This is a genomic window from Methylobacterium sp. E-005 (assembly GCF_022829725.1).
Classification (GTDB): Bacteria; Pseudomonadota; Alphaproteobacteria; order Rhizobiales; family Beijerinckiaceae; genus Methylobacterium.
In genome coordinates, this window is sequence record NZ_JAKSYG010000062.1 from 82720 (window position 1) to 100359 (window position 17640).

Below are 17640 nucleotides of genomic sequence, written 5' to 3' on the forward strand. Positions count from 1 at the left end.
ACTTTTTCTAAGATATCGAAGTTGCTAAAGATTTTGATTTCAGGGATTGGCCGGTTTCAATGAAAATCTCGATTAAGACGCGCCTCATCGCGCTCCTCGCGATGCTTGGCACTCTTCTTGTCGGCACCGCGGCGCTCGGGAATTACGCGTTGCACAGCAACAGCAGAAGCCTGGGGACGATCTTCGCAGACCGGATTGCGCCTCTCGCCCAGTTCAGTGCGTTTCGCGATGCGTACGATGCCATTCTGGTCGTCGTACGCACCATCGACCTGCCGACGGCCAACAAAGCCGAACTTGCAGCGACCGCGGAACGCCAGCTCGCGCGCGGGCAACAGGTTTGGTCCGAGTATCTGGCCACATATCTCACGCCCGAGGAGGAGCAGCTCATCGCGGCCCTGAAGCCCCAGCTGGAGCGGAACGCGAACATCATCCACGATCTGTGCCGCGCCCTGAGGGCGCAGGACGCCGCCGGCATCGCCTCGGCCAAGGCGGAACTGGTGCAGGCGACGGCGCCGACGACGGCGGGGGTGAGCAAGCTCACCGATCTTCAGGTCCGCGAGGCCATGGCGGAATTCAAGCGCGCGGAGTCCCTGGCCGGGATCCTGAAGGTCCTTCTGATGGTTGCGCTGATCGGCGCGGTGGCCGCGGTGGCGTATGGCGTCTGGGTGATCCTCGCACAGGTCACCCGGCCCATCGAGGAGACCACGGCAACGATGGCGCGCGTCGCCGCCGGCGATCTCGATACCCAGGTCGCCGGCGCCGGGCGGTCCGACGAGATCGGTGCCATGGCCAAGGCCCTTGAGGTCTTCCGGGAAGCGCTGATCGCCAAGCGCTCGGCCGATCAAGCATCGGCGCGGGATCTGACGGAGAAAACGCGCCGGGCGGAGGCCCTGGACTGGGCGACGCAGGCATTCCGATCTCAGGTCGAACGCATGACGCAAACGCTGACGCATGCCGCAGACGAGATGCAGGCGACTGCGCGCTCGATGAGCCGCAATGCGGATCAGACCGCCGCGCAATCCGCTACGGTCTCTTCGGCGGCCGAGCAGACCTCGGCCAACGTCCAGACTGTCGCCGCCGCGAGCGAGGAGTTGTCGAGCTCGATCAGCGAGATCAACGGCCAGATCGTACGGTCCTCCGAGATGGCCGAACGCGCCGCTGCGAGCGCCAGCGAGACCAACGCATTGGTCATGGGTCTGGCCGAGGGGGCCGAGCGGATCGGGGCGGTGATCGACCTCATCTCGGGTATCGCCGCGCAGACGAACCTGCTGGCCCTGAACGCCACGATCGAGGCGGCCCGGGCCGGCGAGGCGGGACGGGGCTTCGCCGTGGTCGCCGCGGAGGTCAAGGAACTGGCCAATCAGACCGCGAAGGCCACCGAGACGATCTCCGGCCAAGTGAATGCCATTCAGGGCGAAACGAGCCGCGCCGTGGACGCCATCCAGGCCATTACGACCACGGTCCTCGATCTGCGGGCCATCGCGGTCGGGGTGGCGGCCGCGATGGAAGAGCAGGGGGCTGTCACTCAGGAAATCGTGCGCAGTGCCAGCGAGGCCGCGGACGGAACGCAGGCGGTCACGGTCAATATCGGCGCCGTCACGCATGCCGCCGCCGAAACCGGTAATGCTGCAACCCAGGTTCTGACGGCCGCAACCGAACTGTCGCGGCAGTCGGACGCGCTGAGTGCCGCCGTGGCGGAATATCTCGCGACCGTCCAAGCGGCCTGACGGAAGCCAGGCCGCGCTAGGCCCCGGCAGCCGTGGGCAGGCGCATCAGCGGCTCCCCCATGCGCAGGCGCCGGCCCTCAGTCAGTTCGGGCAGGAGCGTGAAGCCCGCCGGCGCCAGCACCACGATGGTCGAGCCGTGCTCGAACCAGCCCATCTCGTCGCCCTTGGCCAGACGGGTCGTGCAGGCCAGCGTCCGACCGGCCGTCCGGCGCAGCGCCGTGCCCTCCGGCAGGAAACCGAGGCGCAGGCCCGCAACGAGGATCGCCGCCACCGGCACCAGCGTGACCGTGTGACCCGCCTCCGCCACGCGGAGCCGCAGGACGGCTCGCTCGTTGCGACAGAACAGGGCCTCGATGCGCTTCAGGGCAATGGGATTGACGTTCCACGTATCGCCCCAGATGTGCCGCACCGATTCGACGCGCAGGTCGTGCGGCGCGTGGAAGCGATGATACATCCCGGCGGTCAACCGCAGGGTGGCGTAGCTGCCGCCCTCATGGGCGTCGGCGAGTTGCGCATCGCCCCCGAGCAGGTCGGCGAGCCGGTAGGACAGCCCCTTGATCTGAAACAGGCGGCCTGCCTCGATCCGGCCATGAGCCCCGAGGATCGCGTCGCTCGGGCTCGTCAGGATCGCGGGATCGCGGGCGATCGGCCGGGCTCCGGGCCGGAGAGACCGGATGAAGGCGGCGTGGAGGCTCGGGAAACGCGTCTCGCGCGCGTCGCTGAAATCCACGTCGCAGAACAGGCGCCACGCGGCGATCGAGAGATCACGCACCAGCGGCTGCTCGATCCGGCTGAACCAGCCCATGAATCGGGTGGCGAGCCGACGCGGCAGCCGGTTCGTGAGCAGGAAGTTCACGTCCTCCTGGGCGCCGATCCGCGCCAGGGCCCGCCGCAGGGGCGATCCGGAAACCGTCATCATGCCGTGAATTGCCTCCGATAGGGCGCGGGGCGATGTCCGCACTCCTCGTCACCCTGTCCGCCACCACCGCCGCCGCAGTCTTCGCGCTGCCTCGGGTTGCGCAGCGCCTGCGCCTGTCCCGGGCGAAGCACCGATCGCTCACCGGCCATGCACGGATGGCGCGACGCGTCGCCGGGCTGATCCCGCACTATGCTTACGCGGAGCGCGCCTTCTTCCGCTCCGACAATCCGGATGAGGCGGTCGCGGCCCGGCGCGAGAATGGGTTCGCGCGGCTTTCCGAGCTGTTTCAGACGCGGTACGCGCGCACCCGCTCCGAGACCGAGGCAGCGCGCGACGGCCTGTCGGACCTGCAATTCACCGGCCTCTATCGGGTGCCGTTCCAATACGCCCGGCACGTGCGTGCCCATCTCGGAACCGGCGCCTTCGCGGCCGCCTCCGAGGGGGTGACCATCACGGATCTCGACGGCAACGTCGCGTACGATCTGGCCGGTTCCTACGGGGTGAACCTGTTCGGCGTCGACTTCTACCGGGCCTGCCTGGAGGAGGGCGCGGCGCGCGTCTCGGCCCTCGGCCCGGTGCTCGGCCCCTTGCACCCGGTGGTCACCGGCAACGTGGCCCGCCTGAAGGCGCTCTCCGGCCTCGACGAGATCTCGTTCCATATGTCCGGCACCGAGGCGGTGATGCAGGCGGTGCGGCTCGCCCGCTACCACACCGGCCGGCGCCGGATCGTGCGTTTCTGCGGCGCCTATCACGGCTGGTGGGGCGAGGTGCAGCCCGGTATCGGCAACCCGGTCCCCACCCGCGACACGCTCACCCTGGCCGACATGTCGAAGCGGACGCTGCGAGTCCTCGCGAGCCGCCGGGACGTGGCCTGCGTGCTGGTCAACCCGCTCCAGGCCATGCATCCGAATGCCGGGGCGCCGTCCGACTCCGCCCTCGTCGACAGCGGCCGCCGGGCCACCTTCGACCGGGCTGCCTACACGAAATGGCTCCACGACCTGCGGGACGTGTGTACCGCCCGAGGCATCGTGCTGATCCTCGACGAGGTCTTCCTCGGCTTCCGCCTCGCCCGCGGCGGCGCGCAGGAATATTTCGGCCTGCGCGCCGACATGGTCACCTACGGCAAGACACTGGGCGGCGGCCTGCCGGTCGGTGTCCTGTGCGGACGCGCCGACCTGATGCGGCGTTATCGGGAAGACCGGCCCGTCGACATCTGCTTCGCCCGCGGGACCTTCAACGCGCATCCCTACGTGATGGGCGCCATGGGCGCGTTCCTTGACCGGCTCGAATCGCCGGAGGTGGCCGACCTCTACGCCAATCTCGACGCGACCTGGGACCGGCGCGCGGCCCACCTCAACGCCCTGCTGGCGGAGTCCAACCTGCCGGTTCGCGTCGCCAACATGTCGACGGTCTGGACGGTCCTGTACACCAGGCCGTCGCGCTACAACTGGATGCTGCAATTCTACCTGCGCGCGGAGGGTCTGGCCCTGTCCTGGGTGGGTACCGGCCGCCTGATCTTCAGCCTCGCCTACGACGAGGCGGCCTTCGAGGCCGTCGCGGCGCGGTTCGTAGCGGCGGCCGAAACCATGCGGGGCGACGGTTGGTGGGAGGCGGGGGCACCGAGCGACAGGGCGATCCGCCGCGCGATCCTGCAGGAAATTGCGGTGGTGCGCCTGGGCAAGTTGGGCGCCCGGTTCGGCCTGCGGGCACCGGACCAGGGCTGAGCCCGCAGGGAGGCGCCGGGCGGCTGTTCGCCCGACGCCCGGTGGCCTTTCAGGCGCCGCGCTCGTGCGGCTCGTGCTCCTCGACCAGTTCACCCTGCAGCAGCGCGAGCGGCGCCTTGTGGTAGAGCTTGATGTCGTGGAACGGGTCCGTGAGGATCTTGGTGGCCCAGACGAAGCCAGTCTGCACGTCGCGCTGGACGAACAGCTGCACCATTCGGAACAGCAAGCCCGCCAGCGCCAGCCACAGCCAGATCCAGCCGATGTTGCGGATCAGATCACGCGTGGTCTGGTGTGGCGAGATCAGACCGAACAGGCTCGGATCGAAGTAGAGCGGCAGCGGCGACAAGGCCCAGATCGCGAGCAGCACGATCTTGCGCTGCAGGTTGTAGCCGACCTTGATCTCTTCCTTATGCTCGTGGCTGGCGTCATTGACGTGGTCGTAGCCCTTCGGCTCGAAGAACAGGTGACCGGCCTGCCGGGATGTCATGGCGATGAGCCAGCCGATCAGCGCGGCCGTCGCCGGGTCCTTGAACGCCAGGGCATAGGCAACCAGGAAGCTGATCGCACTCACGACGTGCAAGCTCTGATTGACGCGATTGTGGTGGTAGTACCGGTGATCATCCCAGCGCTGGATGCGCAGCGCTTCCAGAAAGCTCGCCATTGTGTGCTTCCCCGTCGAACGATGGTGGGTAGGAGAGATGTCGTGGGACCTCAGGCGTCGTGCTTGCGCAGGCGGACGAGGGAGAAATGCCCGAGCGGCGGCAGCGCCCGGCGCTCGACGATCTCGACCGGTGCCTCGGCTGCCCAGGCGGCGTAGCGGTTCCAGGCGAATTCCGTCCGCCAGCCGAGGCGGCTCGTGATCGGCGCGAGGGCGTGCTCGACGGTGCGGCGCAGGCCGTCCTCGGCGCCGATACGGGTGGTGATGACGATCTCGCCGCCGGGGCGGAGCACCCGGGCGAATTCGTCCAGCGCCGCCTCGGGGTTCGGGACCGCCGTCACCACGTATTGCGCGACGATCACGTCGAAGGACGCGTCGGGAAAGTCGAGATGCTCGGCATCCATCACGGCGAGGCGCTCGACATTGCGCAGGCCGAGCCGTGCCACGCGCTGGCGGGCCTTCTCGAGCATTGGCGCCGAGATATCGATGCCCACGATACCGGCAGCCCGGCGATAAGCCGGCAGGGACAGGCCGGTCCCGACCCCGACCTCGAGGATACGACCGCCGATCCGCTCCGCCGCCGCCGCCGCCAGGGTCCGCCCCTGGGCGAAGACGGGTCCGAACACCAGATCGTAGACCGGCGCCCAGCGCCCATACGCCTTGGCAACACCGTCGCGGTCGAGATCGGGGCCGAGCGCGCCTGCGCGCGATGAGCCGGTGCCGTGCATTCCGATGGCCATGGGTGTTCAGTCTCGCTTTCTGGCAGGTCGAAGGCTGGTGTGATGAACCTTGAGGATCGACGTATCCGTGTCCGTCGGCGGCCGGGCCCCTGTCGGGCACGCCCCGGCTCAGGCCCGCCCATTCAGGTGCACTTACGTGATCGAAAGCCGTCGCCCGTGTGATCGGGGCGACACCACACCGGCGCAGGTTGCGGATCGGTCGGCCGCCGTGAGAATCGTCGACATCGCTGTACGCCGAACGCGAATCAGGAGCCGTAGACCAGCGGAGGGCGTCGAACTGCCCTGTTCGTCATGAGCCCCACGCCGCTTCTCCGGAGACCTTTTTCCGCCGGCAAAGCTATGACCGTCGTTTGACAACGTTGTGACAACAACAAGAACCGCTCAGAGCGAAAATATTCGTCGGCAAATCGACCGGTCCCTGCGATACTCGACCCGGACATTGCATTGGGCCCCGGCCTGTCGCGAGATAAGCTTGCCGGCAAAGAGGGTGTTGCCGTCGGGTTCCGTCGCTGGGGGATCCGAGGAAACGCGTCGAGCCGCAGGCCGAGCCGCCGGGGACCGCTGCCGCGGGTGCAGCGTTCGTTAAGCGAAAGCGCAAGGATGTGAAGGCGAGAAGCCGGAGTTCGCGTCTTGGACATCTTCTTGCCCTGATATCGCCGAGATGTGACGGGGTATCGCCGAGCGGATGAGGCGCACTGAGGCGCCAAAGGAGTGTTTCGCGTGACCGACATGAAGCGGCGTCAGACTCTCGCGATAGCGGCTATCGCAGGGCTCGCCTTGAGCGCCGGGCAGGCGAGCGCCGCGCAATGCGGCAACACCGCTGCCGGCTTTGAAGCGTGGAAGCGGGAATTCGCCGAGGAGGCGCGCGGCCGGGCCAGCGCCGCGAGCCTCGCGGCCCTGCAGAACACCAGCTACTCGACCGCCACGATCTCGGCCGATCGTGGCCAGCACAGCTTCAAGCTGTCGCTCGATCAGTTCCTGGCCAAGCGCGGCGGACCGGCGATCGTCTCCCGGGGGCGGGTGCTCAAGCGGCAGAACGCAGCGTTGTTCGACTCGATCGAGCAGCGCTACGGGGTTCCGCCGGGGCCGCTCCTGGCGATCTGGGGCATGGAAACCGGGTTCGGCGCGGTGCGCGGAAACGTCAACACCCTCTCGGCCGTGGCGACCCTCGCCTACGATTGCCGCCGCTCCGAGTACTTCACCGATCAGCTCTACGCGGCACTGACGCTGGTCGACCGCGGTCTGCTGACGCCAAGCACCCGCGGGGCTGCGCACGGGGAAGTCGGACACACGCAGTTCCTGCCGAAGAACGTGCTCACGTACGGCACTGGCGACCTCAACAATGTCGGCGCGGCCCTGTCGTCCACCGCCAACTTCCTGAAGGCCCACGGCTGGCGCGCCGGTGCGGGCTACCAGCCCGGCGAGCCGAACTTCGCGGCGATTCAAGGTTGGAATGCCGCTCCCGTTTACGAGCGGGCCATCGCGATTCTCGGGCGCCAGATCGACAACGACTAGAGTCTTCGCTCTCGCGCGCTCCGCCGGATCGGTCCACACACCGGCGGAGCGTCACAGGCAGGTCCTGCGAGGACGTTGCCGGTATTCGGATGCTCGATTGCGACTAACCCAAGACGTCAGCGGATGAAGCGTTGGCGTGCCGTCAACAGGTCTGCCTGGGCCCATAACCAGCCCCGAGTCCGATCGTAACGCCTCGGACCTCAAGGCTGCGCCGCTCTTCGACGTGCTGCCCGTCCGCTATCCGTCTCGGCGGGGCGCGGTTTCGGACGCGTATCCGGGCTGCCACGGGATCGGGGTCCACCGCAGGCGATGCAGCCGCAAAGACAGATCTCGGCAACACGCTGATGTGCCGAAGACTTGAAGAATGCGATCTTCGCGCCCGAAAATGGTCCCGAACGATCCAAGATCGACCATGGACTTGCCGCAGAAAAGCCCCGTCGGAGCTGCTGTTCCGAACCCTGCGGAGCAGGTCTGCTGAACGCTGGCGTCGCAGCGTCACGCCGATCGGCCGGACCGCCCGACAAGGAGCATGGGCATCTGCATGGCGATCGATTCCGTGCCGCTGGACGGCCCCGACAGCAGGCGTTCGCGGCGTTCCTGCCTCGCACCGCTGACGGTTTTCACCGGCGCTCTGGCCATAGCACTCGTGGGATCCGGCCTCCCGGACGGCGTTCTGCGGTCATCCTCGATGCGGATGGCGATGACGGGTCAGCGCATCCTGTCGGAGGCTGCGAATCAACCTTTCCTCGCGCCAGAATCCACCGAGGCTTCCGCCCCCGAGATGTCGCACGCCGAGCCGCAGGCGAATGAAACCGCGTCCACCGACGCGGATCGCCAGATCGCGGACGAACCGCCGGCGCATTGGGCCTGGTTGCAACTCGGACCGCTCAGTCCTCTGCCAGATCCGGCATTGCCTCTTGCCGGCGGAACCGCTGAGGCCCCGCGCACGGCCATGACCGTGCCGCTTCCGGTTCCGCGCCCCCCTGAATTTCGCGGACCCGGCGCGACCGCGCTGGCCCGGCGGGCCGAACGCCGCATGGCCCGGCGCGACCTTCCCCCCGCCCAGCCCACCGCTCAGCCGGTGGACGAGCGCTCCTTCCTCGAAAAGCTGTTCGGGATCGAGCGGTCCCCGGCGCTCGCCTATACGGCGCTGGAGAGCAAGCCCGTGGACGTTGTCCCGCAACGTCGGATCTCGCCGCCGCTCGCCCTGTCGCGCGAGCCGAGCGCGGTCGCGGGCGTTGCCGTCTACAATATCGCCAGCCGAACCGTCACGCTGCCCAGCGGCGAGCGTCTCGAAGCCCATTCGGGGCTCGGCGAGGGTCTGGATGAGCCGCGTCTCGTCAATGTGCGGATGCGCGGGCCGACGCCGCCCGGTACCTATGACCTGACCGAGCGCGAGCAGCTGTTCCACGGCGTGCGGGCGATCCGGCTGACGCCCGTGGGCGGCAGCGATGCGGTCTACGGCCGCGTCGGGTTGCTCGCCCACACGTTCATGTTGGGACCGCGCGGCGATTCCAATGGCTGCGTCTCGTTCCGGGATTACGAGCGGTTTCTGCAGGCCTTCCTCCGTGGCGAGGTACAGCGCCTTGTCGTCGTCACCGGCACGCAGGATCCGCTGCCCGCGATGGCGGATGGCGGTCGCACGCGCATGGCGCGTAACGGCGGCTGACGCCGGGACGGGCATTCCGCCCGTCTCGTCCGCCCCCTACAATCGGTGCGGCTGGTCGGACACCGGGCATGCCCGAATCGGACCGTGGCGCCCGCCGCGTGGCCTGCATCCCGATAGGCCGGCCGGACGATCTGCGCGCCCACCGATCACGCGCTGACCTGTGCCCCGCACTGGCGGCACGCACGGCCTTCGCAGTGCCGCTTAGGATGCCGCCCGACGCTATGGGCAGCGCGCCCCGCTGACGCGCGGTCTTCACACGAGATGGCTGGGCCACGTTCAATCTTGAGGGCAGCGACCGGTGGCCCGCCACCAGGTAGGTCGAACGTGCCGCGGTCCTCAAAGGCCTCGCCGCCTGTAGCGGACGCTACCGATCGAGGGCGATCCGTGGGTCCCGTCGATTGAGACGGCCTGGGCGCCGGATCGGGTTGGCACCGAGCGGCGGCGCGATGGCGATTACGCCGATGGCACCACTCCGTGGTGCCTGATGTCGAACCGGGGTGCTGGCGGCCTGTCGCGCAGCCTCGTCCGCTTCAAGCGAGTCCCGACCCACCTTGCATAGGGTTTCAACGCTGGTCATGCCTCGCATCCACAGCCGATAGACGGATGTGTCTGCTCGACGCGGCAATCTGCTTGTATTGAGTCAGATATCGAGCTGGTCAAGCGTACTGTCCGAGCCTGCAGACACCGCCGTTCGACAAGACAGCGCGGAGCTGCAATTTCCGTGATTGTGCCGTCACGCTTCATCATCTATGGGTGCGGCACCAGCGACTGTGCCGATACGGCCAGCGATCTCACCCGTGATGGTCGCCGATCACAAAGCGATCGATCGGGTCGGAGCTAGGCTCGTCTCCCACGAGCGGAACGGGCTCCGGGGCGGGCAATAACAAGACGAGCCGTCCTGCGCGGGCGATCCGGATCACGCTGTCATAGGCCGTAGCCGGCATTGCAGCATGCGCGCGGTCGCAACGCGCGACAGGCCGGCACCGGGCAGTGCTCGGGCGCTGCGCGACGATCCTGAGGAAACGATCCGGAAGGCAGGCGCGGGACATCCCGCTGCCGATCTGATCCGTGTCCAATCCGCGGAGGTGCTCGCCAGGCACGTCCGACAATCAACCGGGATCCGACTATGCGTGCCGACGACGAAACCATGCCCTTCCACGACCGGCACCGGCAGACCGCACCACTCAATCGGCGACAACTCCTCGGCACCGCCGCGACGGGCCTTGCGGTGGCCGCGCTGCCGCCGTGCCTGGCGCAGGCCGAGGCAGCCGACAGCAAGGTCGATGTCCTGCTGATCGGGGGCGGCATCATGAGCGCGACGCTGGGTGTCTGGCTGAACGAACTCGAGCCGAACTGGTCGATCCAGATGGTGGAGCGCCTGGATCAGGTCGCTATGGAGAGCTCGAACGGCTGGAACAATGCCGGCACGGGCCACTCCGCCCTCGCCGAGCTGAATTATACGCCCGAGAAGAACGGCACGGTCGAGATCCCGAAGGCGGTCGAGATCAACGAGGCGTTCCAAGTCACCCGCCAGTTTTTGGCCTATCAGGTCAAGACCGGCGTGATGCGGGATCCGCGCACCTTCATCAATTATACGCCGCACATGAGCTTCGTCTGGGGTGACGACAACATCGCCTTTCTAAAGAAGCGCTGGGAGGCGCTGAAGGCCAGCCCGCTTTTCGCCGGCATGGAATATTCGGAGGATCCGGAGCAGCTGCGCAAATGGGTGCCGTTGATGATGGACGGCCGTGACCCGAAGCAGAAGGTCGCCGCCACGTGGTCGCCCCTCGGCACCGATTGCGAATGGGGCGAGGTGACCCGGCAATACGTCGCCTATCTGCAGAAGCAGCCGCGCTTCAAGCTGCGCGTCTCGACCGAGGTTGAGAGCATCGTGAAGAACGCCGACGGGTCCTGGCGGGTGACCTCCAAGAACCTCAAGGATGGGTCTCTGCAGAGCGTCGACGCGAAGTTCGTCTTCATCGGCGCGGGCGGTGGCGCGCTGCACCTTCTGCAGAAGTCAGGCATCCCCGAGGGCGACGATTATGCCGGCTTCCCGGTGGGCGGCTCGTTCCTGATCAACGACAACCCCGACATCGCGACGCTTCATCTCGCGAAGGCCTACGGCAAGGCCTCGGTCGGCTCGCCGCCGATGTCGGTGCCGCATCTCGATACGCGCGTGCTCGGCGGCAAGCGCGTGATCCTGTTCGGACCGTTCGCGACCTTCTCGACCAAGTTCCTCAAGGAGGGTTCGTATCTCGACCTCCTGTCGTCCACGACGACCAGCAACATCTGGCCGATGATGCGCGTCGGCATGGATGAGTTTCCCCTGGTCGAGTACCTCGCCGGACAGCTCATGCTGTCGGACGATGATCGCATCGCGGCCCTGCGGGAGTACTTTCCAAAGGCGAAGAAGGAGGACTGGCGCCTCTGGCAGGCGGGTCAGCGCGTGCAGATCATCAAGCGCGACCCACAGAAGGGCGGCGTCCTGAAGCTCGGAACCGAGATCGTCAACGCCAAGGACGGCAGCATCGCGGCCCTGCTCGGCGCCTCGCCGGGCGCCTCGACGGCGGCACCGATCATGCTGCAGGTCCTGGAGAAGGTCTTTGCCAAGAACGTTGCCACGCCGGAATGGCAGGCGAAGATCCGCGAGATCGTCCCGAGCTACGGCACGAAGCTCAACGACGATCCGGACCGTGTCGCGCAGGAATGGGCCGCCACCAGCGCCGCGCTTCAGCTGCCCGCACCGCCGCAGATCGACCGCGCAGAGTTGAAGCCGGTCCCCAGCGGCAGCACCGTGCTGAACAGCAATCCCGAGACGGTCAAGGAGCCGGTTCACGACCTCGCGCCGTAAGCAGCGGGGATCCGAGGATCGATGAGCGCCGTGGCCGTCTCCAGCGCGGGGCGGTCACAGCGCGGTCATCGCCCCGATGAGGATACGCTCAGATCCCGATCCGGCCGAGGGCCGGCAGCTTGATTCCGGGACGTCGCAGATCGATCCCCGCCACGCCGCCGAGCAGATTCACCTCGAGACCTTCGACCCAGCCGATCGTCAGGCCCGCATAGCCGGCGAGATTGACCCGTATCCCGGTGCGCGACGGCGTCCAGCCGATCCAGCGGCCGTCATAGGGGAAATCCTTGCCGATCGCCGTCGTGGGCAAGCTGGCCTGGATCTCCGGCACGGCCGCCATGATGGCGGCCACGAAGGTGTTCGAGTTCGGCCCCGGCCAGACCACATAATCGCCGGGCCGGGCATAGCGGTACTCGGCGACGGCCTTTCGGATCCGGGGTAGCATCGCCTCGGCCGCCGCTCCGTCCGCCGCGAAGACGGTCTCGGGCGGGTTTCCGAACCACCGCCCATCCGGGACGAAACGGTCGATCCAGATCGGCTGCCCCCAGGCCGTGTAGTCGAAGCGCCGATAGGCGCCCTCGCCCTGACCCTTGATGACGATCCAGCTGTGCGTCGCCACGATCCCGCGCCAGCTCACCGTGCGCGCCGAGAAGATCCGGACGACCGCGCCCGGCTCGGTCTGGGCGGGTGGAAGCAGCCCGGCGCTTGAGCGGTCGGCGAGCCGCCAATCGCCGGTGGCCCGAAGCCAGTAGAGCGTGGCGGAGATCGCGACGGGCAGGATAAAGAGGGCGACGAGCGCGAGGAGCGCGATCCGGATCAGGGTCACAGGAGGCCGGGGCAGGGGGGAAAGGGAACGCTTATCTGGGTATGGCCCGGTTCCGGCGGAATGCGACCGAAGTGGCGCCTGGCGGGCGCTCCTACGGATACTGCCCTGTCCCCAGGGCATCGAGCAGCAGCGTCGCCGCGAGGAGATCGGCGCAGCCTCCGGGGCTCAGCCGCGCCGTCACGAAGCTCCGGTGGACCGTCGCCGCACGATCGCGCCAACCCGGTGTCCCGATGCCGCCCCCCGCGATGAAGGCCGCCGCTTCCGCGCGCGCGGCCGCCAGCCCGTTTGCGCCCCCGCGATGGAGCAGGTTCGTATCGTCGACAACGGCCAGCAGGGCGAAGAAACACTCGACGCGTGCAGCCTCCGGATCGTCGGGCGCACGGATGCGGCCCAGGCGCAGAGCCGGCAATCCGACCTCGCGGATCGTCGGAAAACCGGCGGCCGCTTCGGCACTGGCACCGCCGACGCCATAGCGCCGTGCCGCGCGACCGCCGTGGCTCGATGGTGAGGCCGGCACCCGGCTGATATCCGCGCCCCAGCGTGCACCGACCGTCACCGCGTAGGCCTCCGCGGAGACCGGCTGTCCGCCGGTCGCACCCGCTGCCGCGCAGATCAGGCCCAGCGAAAAGATGGCCCCGCGATGCGCGTTGATCCCATGGGTGGCGCGCATCATCGCGGCCTCCGCGCGGATACCGATGGTGCGGAGATCCGCCATCGCGGCACCGTGCGCGCCGGCCACAACGAATTCCGCAAAGTACGGCCGCAGGGACTCCGCGCTGCGGCGCAGCGTGTCGGCATCCATGTCGTCGTGGCTGCCGGAATCCACGGGACTGACGAGGCCGGGCTTCGGCCAGGTCTCCAGCTCGCCGATCAGAGCGGCATACGCGAGGTCGGCGACGTGCTCGGCGTCGATCCCGCCGGCGCCGGCTTCGGCCCCGATCGACGGGATGGCGAGGAAGCGATGCTGGCGCAGGGTCGGGCTCCCGGCGGCGCGCGTCGGCGCCGCCCGTGACGGGGCGGATCCGCGCCGTATACCAGAACGCCGGTCTCCGCCTATTTCGGCGAAGCGGCGCCTAGGCCGCCGCAACGGCCGGCGAGATCCGCTTGCGCGCCTTCTTGTCCTCCGTACTGCTCAGGAAAGCCTGAGCCTCCTCCTTCCGCTCGAAGACGTGCGGGGCAACGCCGCGTCTGGTCAGCGCCTCCTCCATCTTCAGGCGTAGGAAGGCGCTGGTCGCGTAGCGGGTCGTCGTGGCGTAGTAATTCGCCTGCAGATACTGAAGCACCCCGGCGTAATCATCGACGAGGTTCTCGTTGAGGCGGAAGCCATCGTGATTGATCACGGCGTTGACCCGCTGGCCGGCCTTTCGGCACGCCTCTACGATGGTCATGCGCAACTCGTCCATGTCGCCCTTCACCCGGCAGTACCAGCCCTCCAGGTTGATGAAGAGGATATTGCGCTCGCCGTCATAGCTGACGCGCGACGTCAGATCGAGGTTGAGGAGATCCGCAACCAAATCCATCGGCTCATCGCGGAAGATGCGCGGGTCCATCGGCACCGGGTTCCGGACGACGGGTGCAAAGTCCATGTGGGCGAGAATATCCCGCTCAATGTCGATCCCGGGCGCCACCTCGACCAGTTCCAACCCTTCGGCCGTCAGCTGGAAGACGCAGCGCTCAGTGACGTAGAGGACCGGCTGCGAACGTTCGACCGCGTAGGGCCCCGAGAAGGTGTTCTGCTGGACTCGGGTGACGAACTTGCGGGCCTTGCCCTCGCTGACGATCCGGACCTGCCCATCATTGACCGCGATCTCCAGCCCGCCGGCCGTGAAGGTGCCGGCGAAGACGACGGTCCGGGCATTCTGCGAGATGTTGATGAAGCCGCCGCAGCCGTTGAGCTTGCCGCCGAACCGCGAGGTGTTGACGTTGCCGGCGGCATCGCACTCGGCCATGCCGAGGCAGGTCATGTCGAGGCCGCCGCCATCGTAGAAGTCGAACATCTGGTTCTGATCGATGATGCAGTCGGCATTGGTGGCCGCGCCGAAACTCGAGCCCGATGCCAGCACGCCGCCGACCGCGCCGGCCTCGGTGGTCAGGGTGATGTAGGGCGTGATCTTCTCCTCATTGGCCACCGACGAGATGCCCTCCGGGGCGCCGACGCCCAGATTGACCACGCCATTCAGCGGCAGTTCGAAGGCGGCCCGGCGCGCGATGATCTTGCGCTCGTTCAGTGCCATGCGCTTGATGCCGGTGACCGGAACGCGGATCTCACCGGCGAGGGCGGCGTCATGCATCACGCCGTAATTCATGCGGTGCATCTCGGGCTCGGCGACCACGACGCAATCGACCAGGATGCCGGGGACCCGCACGTCCTTCGGCAACAGGTAGCCATCGTCGACGATGCGCTCGACCTGCGCGATGACGATGCCGCCATTGTTGCGGGCCGCCATCGCCTGGGCGAGACAATCGAGGGTCAGCGCCTCCTTCTCGTAGGACAGGTTGCCCGATGGGTCCGCGGAGGTCGCGCGGATGAAGGCGACGTCGATCTTGGTGGCCGTGTAGAACAGCCACTCTTCGCCATCGACCTCGACGAGCTTGACGATGTCCTCCGTGGTCAGCTCGTTGACCTTGGCACCGCCGTGGCGTGGATCGACGTAGGTCTTCAGGCCTACCTTCGAGAATAGGCCCGGCTGACCGGCCGCGCAGGCCCGGTAGAGCTGCGAGATCACCCCCTGGGGCAGGTTGTAGCCGCGGATCAGGTTGTCCTGCGCGGCCCTGGCGACCTTCGGCATGCGGCCGAAATTGGCCGCGATGACACGCGACAGCAGGCCATCATGGTGCAGACGGCCGGTGCCGAGACCTTTGCTGTCGCCCGCGCCCGCCGTCATGATCAGCGTCAGGCCCCGGGGCGAACCGGTCTCGACGAAGCGGGCCTCCAGGGCGGCGTGAAGCGCTTCCGGGATGCAGCTCTGGACGAAGCCCGTGGTGGTGAGGACGTCGTTCTCGCGGATCAGCGCAATCGCCTCCTGCGCCGAGATCACCTTGTTCTTCCTCATAGAGTCCGTGATCCTCCCAGACTTCCGGCCGCACGACCGCTCGCGTCACGGACCGCTTTTAAGCACGCTCACCCACCGATCCTGCTCGACCCGGACGCATCCTGCTTGCAGACCTATGCGGTGTGAACCGCTTTTTTATTGCAGTGCATCACTAAATGCGGCGTCGCGACAGGCCGCTTGTCTCCGCCATCACTGTAAACTCTTATAGGGCGTCCGTGCTTCTGAAAAACTCTTCGGTGCAAAGTCAGAAAAAATCAGAGGCCGGCGCGGGCATGACCATACGGTTGGCAGCCTCGGCTTCGCTTAAGTCGGTTGGGCCGCGCTGCGCTCGACATTATCGCACCGTTGCTGCCTGTCGTGGGTCAGAGCGTGACCTGCCTTCGCTCTATGATGCCGCAGATGTTCAACCCAGAACTCGAAGATCCACAGCGAGGTTTTGAGACATCGCGGTTTGTGCCATCGGGGGTTACCGGTCTGGCTTGGCGGCGGTGCTGGTACGGCTTGGCGGAGCGTTGCGCGGGCGAACAGCACCGGTTCAAACGCAGCGCAGGCTTGCGGTGGCTCGGCCCCACATCGTGGAAACCGATGCGGACCCAACAATGCGACCGCTGGTGGGCGCGTAGAAGCCCGAAACTGCGCGCCGAAGCGCCCGAGCGTCAAACCAGGGCGCCAAAAACGTCAAACCCGCCAGAAGGCGGGTTCGGTCATCCGAGTGAAACCAAGGCTTTTAGTGGTAGCGAGGGAGGGATTTGAACCCCCGACACAAGGATTATGATTCCTCTGCTCTAACCAGCTGAGCTACCCCGCCCCAAGCCGAACCATCGTTCGGACGGTCGGCGCAGGCGGTATAGGGAGAGCCGGCGCACGGTGTCAACGGTTCCGCGCGGGCAAATGTGCGGCCTGAGTGAAGCGCCGCTGCCCGCGCGTGAGACCAAAACGGGTCACCGTTACGAAGCGGTATACGCGGCGCGCGGCCAGCCCCTGTGCCGCTCGACGCTCGATGCTAGGATTCAGCCCCGGCTCGCTCAGCCGCCAACCTGCCTGGAGCGTTCGATGACACGTCACAGCTGCAAACGCCTTGCCCTCTTGTTTGCCCTGGTGGCGTCGCCCGCCCTCGCGGCTGGGAAGGACACCACCTATCGGGCGACACTGGACGCTGCCAGCGAGGTGCCGGCCACACAATCCAAGGGGACCGGCGAGGTTACCGCCACGTTCGATCCGGCAACCCGGCGCCTCAGCTGGAAGGGCAGCTACAGCAACCTCACCGGACCCGTAACGGCGGCCCATTTCCATGGTCCGGCCAAGTCGGGGGAGAATGCCGGCGTCCTGGTGCCGGTAACCGCCTCGACCAGCCCGTTCACCGGCGAGGCAACGCTCGACGAAACCAAGGCCGCGGATCTCGAGGCCGGCCGCATCTACTTCAATGTTCACACGGCGGCGAACCCGAAGGGTGAGATCCGCGGGCAGGTGGTTCGCGCGCCCTGATCGCCCGGGACCGCCACCTCGACGCGGGTCCGAAGCCCCGGTAGGCGGAGACATCCCCTGCCGGAGTTCCCGATGAAGCAGATTGAGGCCATCATCGCCTGGACGCCCATTCGTTGGGCAGACTTGAAACCCGAAACCGCCGGACAGGTGGTTGTCCTGCCCGCCGCCGATGAGACGGGGGTGGCGAAACGCTACATGATGCGCGCGGGCGCCAGCTCGTCCGCGCTGGCGACGTTGTCGGACGAGGCCCGCATCGCCCGGCTCTTCATCGATTTCCAGACCCTCGTCGTCCGCGACGGCATCGACCCTCAGGTCGCGCACCGTGCTTTCCTGGCGATTGACGAGTACCGGTTCCGGATCGCCCCAGACACCGAGGGGGCTGAATTCGAGGATCCGCCCGAGGAGGATTAGCCGGGTCAGCCTCCCATCACGCAGGCGTGAGAATAAAGAATACACATCATCGAGCCGCGCCCTAT

13 protein-coding genes and 1 tRNA gene are annotated in these 17640 nt (G+C 67.2%); 7 read left to right on the plus strand and 7 right to left on the minus strand.

Translation table 11 applies throughout. The features are described 5' to 3' along the window. Window positions 1-59: 59 nt before the first annotated feature. Window positions 60-1727, plus strand: a complete 1668-nt coding sequence (locus MKK88_RS06425; protein WP_243998014.1) for a methyl-accepting chemotaxis protein — start codon at window positions 60-62, stop codon at window positions 1725-1727. 16 nt (window positions 1728-1743) lie between these two features. Here MKK88_RS06425 and asd read toward each other — a convergent pair whose 3' ends face one another. After that, on the minus strand, window positions 1744-2646 hold the full coding sequence (gene asd / locus MKK88_RS06430) for an archaetidylserine decarboxylase (RefSeq protein ID WP_243998016.1): 903 nt from the start codon (window positions 2644-2646) through the stop codon (window positions 1744-1746). 32 nt (window positions 2647-2678) lie between these two features. Here asd and MKK88_RS06435 point away from each other — a divergent pair, with 32 nt between their 5' ends. Next, on the plus strand, window positions 2679-4370 hold the full coding sequence (locus MKK88_RS06435; RefSeq protein WP_243998018.1) for an aminotransferase class III-fold pyridoxal phosphate-dependent enzyme: 1692 nt from the start codon (window positions 2679-2681) through the stop codon (window positions 4368-4370). Between the two features lie 49 nt (window positions 4371-4419). On the opposite strand, the gene MKK88_RS06440 is transcribed toward MKK88_RS06435, so the two are convergent. Together MKK88_RS06440 and MKK88_RS06445 are read right to left on the minus strand one after the other, a co-directional pair. Next, entirely contained in the window at window positions 4420-5031 is a 612-nt protein-coding gene (locus tag MKK88_RS06440) for a hypothetical protein (protein WP_243998020.1), read from the minus strand. A gap of 50 nt (window positions 5032-5081) precedes the next feature. Continuing rightward, window positions 5082-5768 (minus strand): class I SAM-dependent methyltransferase, encoded by a 687-nt coding sequence (locus tag MKK88_RS06445; protein ID WP_243998022.1) that lies wholly within the window; start codon window positions 5766-5768, stop codon window positions 5082-5084. A 729-nt stretch (window positions 5769-6497) separates the two neighbouring features. On the opposite strand from MKK88_RS06445, the gene MKK88_RS06450 reads away from it, so the two are divergent. The 3 genes from MKK88_RS06450 (at window position 6498) to mqo (ending at window position 11803) form a co-directional block, all read left to right on the plus strand. Continuing rightward, window positions 6498-7283 (plus strand): lytic transglycosylase domain-containing protein, encoded by a 786-nt coding sequence (locus MKK88_RS06450; RefSeq protein ID WP_243998208.1) that lies wholly within the window; start codon window positions 6498-6500, stop codon window positions 7281-7283. Between the two features lie 541 nt (window positions 7284-7824). Continuing rightward, a complete protein-coding gene (locus MKK88_RS06455; protein WP_243998024.1) occupies window positions 7825-8952 on the plus strand; it encodes a DUF2778 domain-containing protein in 1128 nt (375 codons plus the stop codon). Window positions 8953-10078: 1126 nt separating this feature from the next. Then, window positions 10079-11803: a malate dehydrogenase (quinone) gene (mqo, locus tag MKK88_RS06460; protein ID WP_243998026.1), complete on the plus strand. Its 1725-nt coding sequence runs from the start codon at window positions 10079-10081 to the stop codon at window positions 11801-11803. 88 nt (window positions 11804-11891) lie between these two features. Here mqo and MKK88_RS06465 read toward each other — a convergent pair whose 3' ends face one another. From MKK88_RS06465 to MKK88_RS06480, 4 genes are all read right to left on the minus strand, one after another. Beyond that, the gene (locus MKK88_RS06465) at window positions 11892-12626 is read right to left on the minus strand and encodes a DUF3750 domain-containing protein (protein WP_243998028.1); all 735 of its coding nucleotides are present in this window, start codon (window positions 12624-12626) and stop codon (window positions 11892-11894) included. A gap of 91 nt (window positions 12627-12717) precedes the next feature. Beyond that, window positions 12718-13713, minus strand: a complete 996-nt coding sequence (gene mdcB, locus MKK88_RS06470) for a triphosphoribosyl-dephospho-CoA synthase MdcB (RefSeq protein ID WP_279602097.1) — start codon at window positions 13711-13713, stop codon at window positions 12718-12720. Beyond that, window positions 13700-15679: an acyl CoA:acetate/3-ketoacid CoA transferase gene (locus tag MKK88_RS06475; protein ID WP_243998030.1), complete on the minus strand. Its 1980-nt coding sequence runs from the start codon at window positions 15677-15679 to the stop codon at window positions 13700-13702. The genes mdcB and MKK88_RS06475 overlap by 14 nt, the downstream gene beginning before the upstream one ends. A gap of 731 nt (window positions 15680-16410) precedes the next feature. Next, window positions 16411-16487, minus strand: a tRNA-Met gene (locus MKK88_RS06480). 245 nt (window positions 16488-16732) lie between these two features. Between MKK88_RS06480 and MKK88_RS06485 the strand changes: the two genes are divergently transcribed. Together MKK88_RS06485 and MKK88_RS06490 are read left to right on the plus strand one after the other, a co-directional pair. Next, a complete protein-coding gene (locus MKK88_RS06485) occupies window positions 16733-17164 on the plus strand; it encodes a CHRD domain-containing protein (RefSeq protein WP_243998032.1) in 432 nt (143 codons plus the stop codon). Window positions 17165-17236: 72 nt separating this feature from the next. Beyond that, window positions 17237-17575, plus strand: coding sequence for a hypothetical protein (locus MKK88_RS06490; protein ID WP_243998034.1), 339 nt, complete (start codon window positions 17237-17239; stop codon window positions 17573-17575). The last annotated feature ends 65 nt before the right edge of the window (window positions 17576-17640 follow it).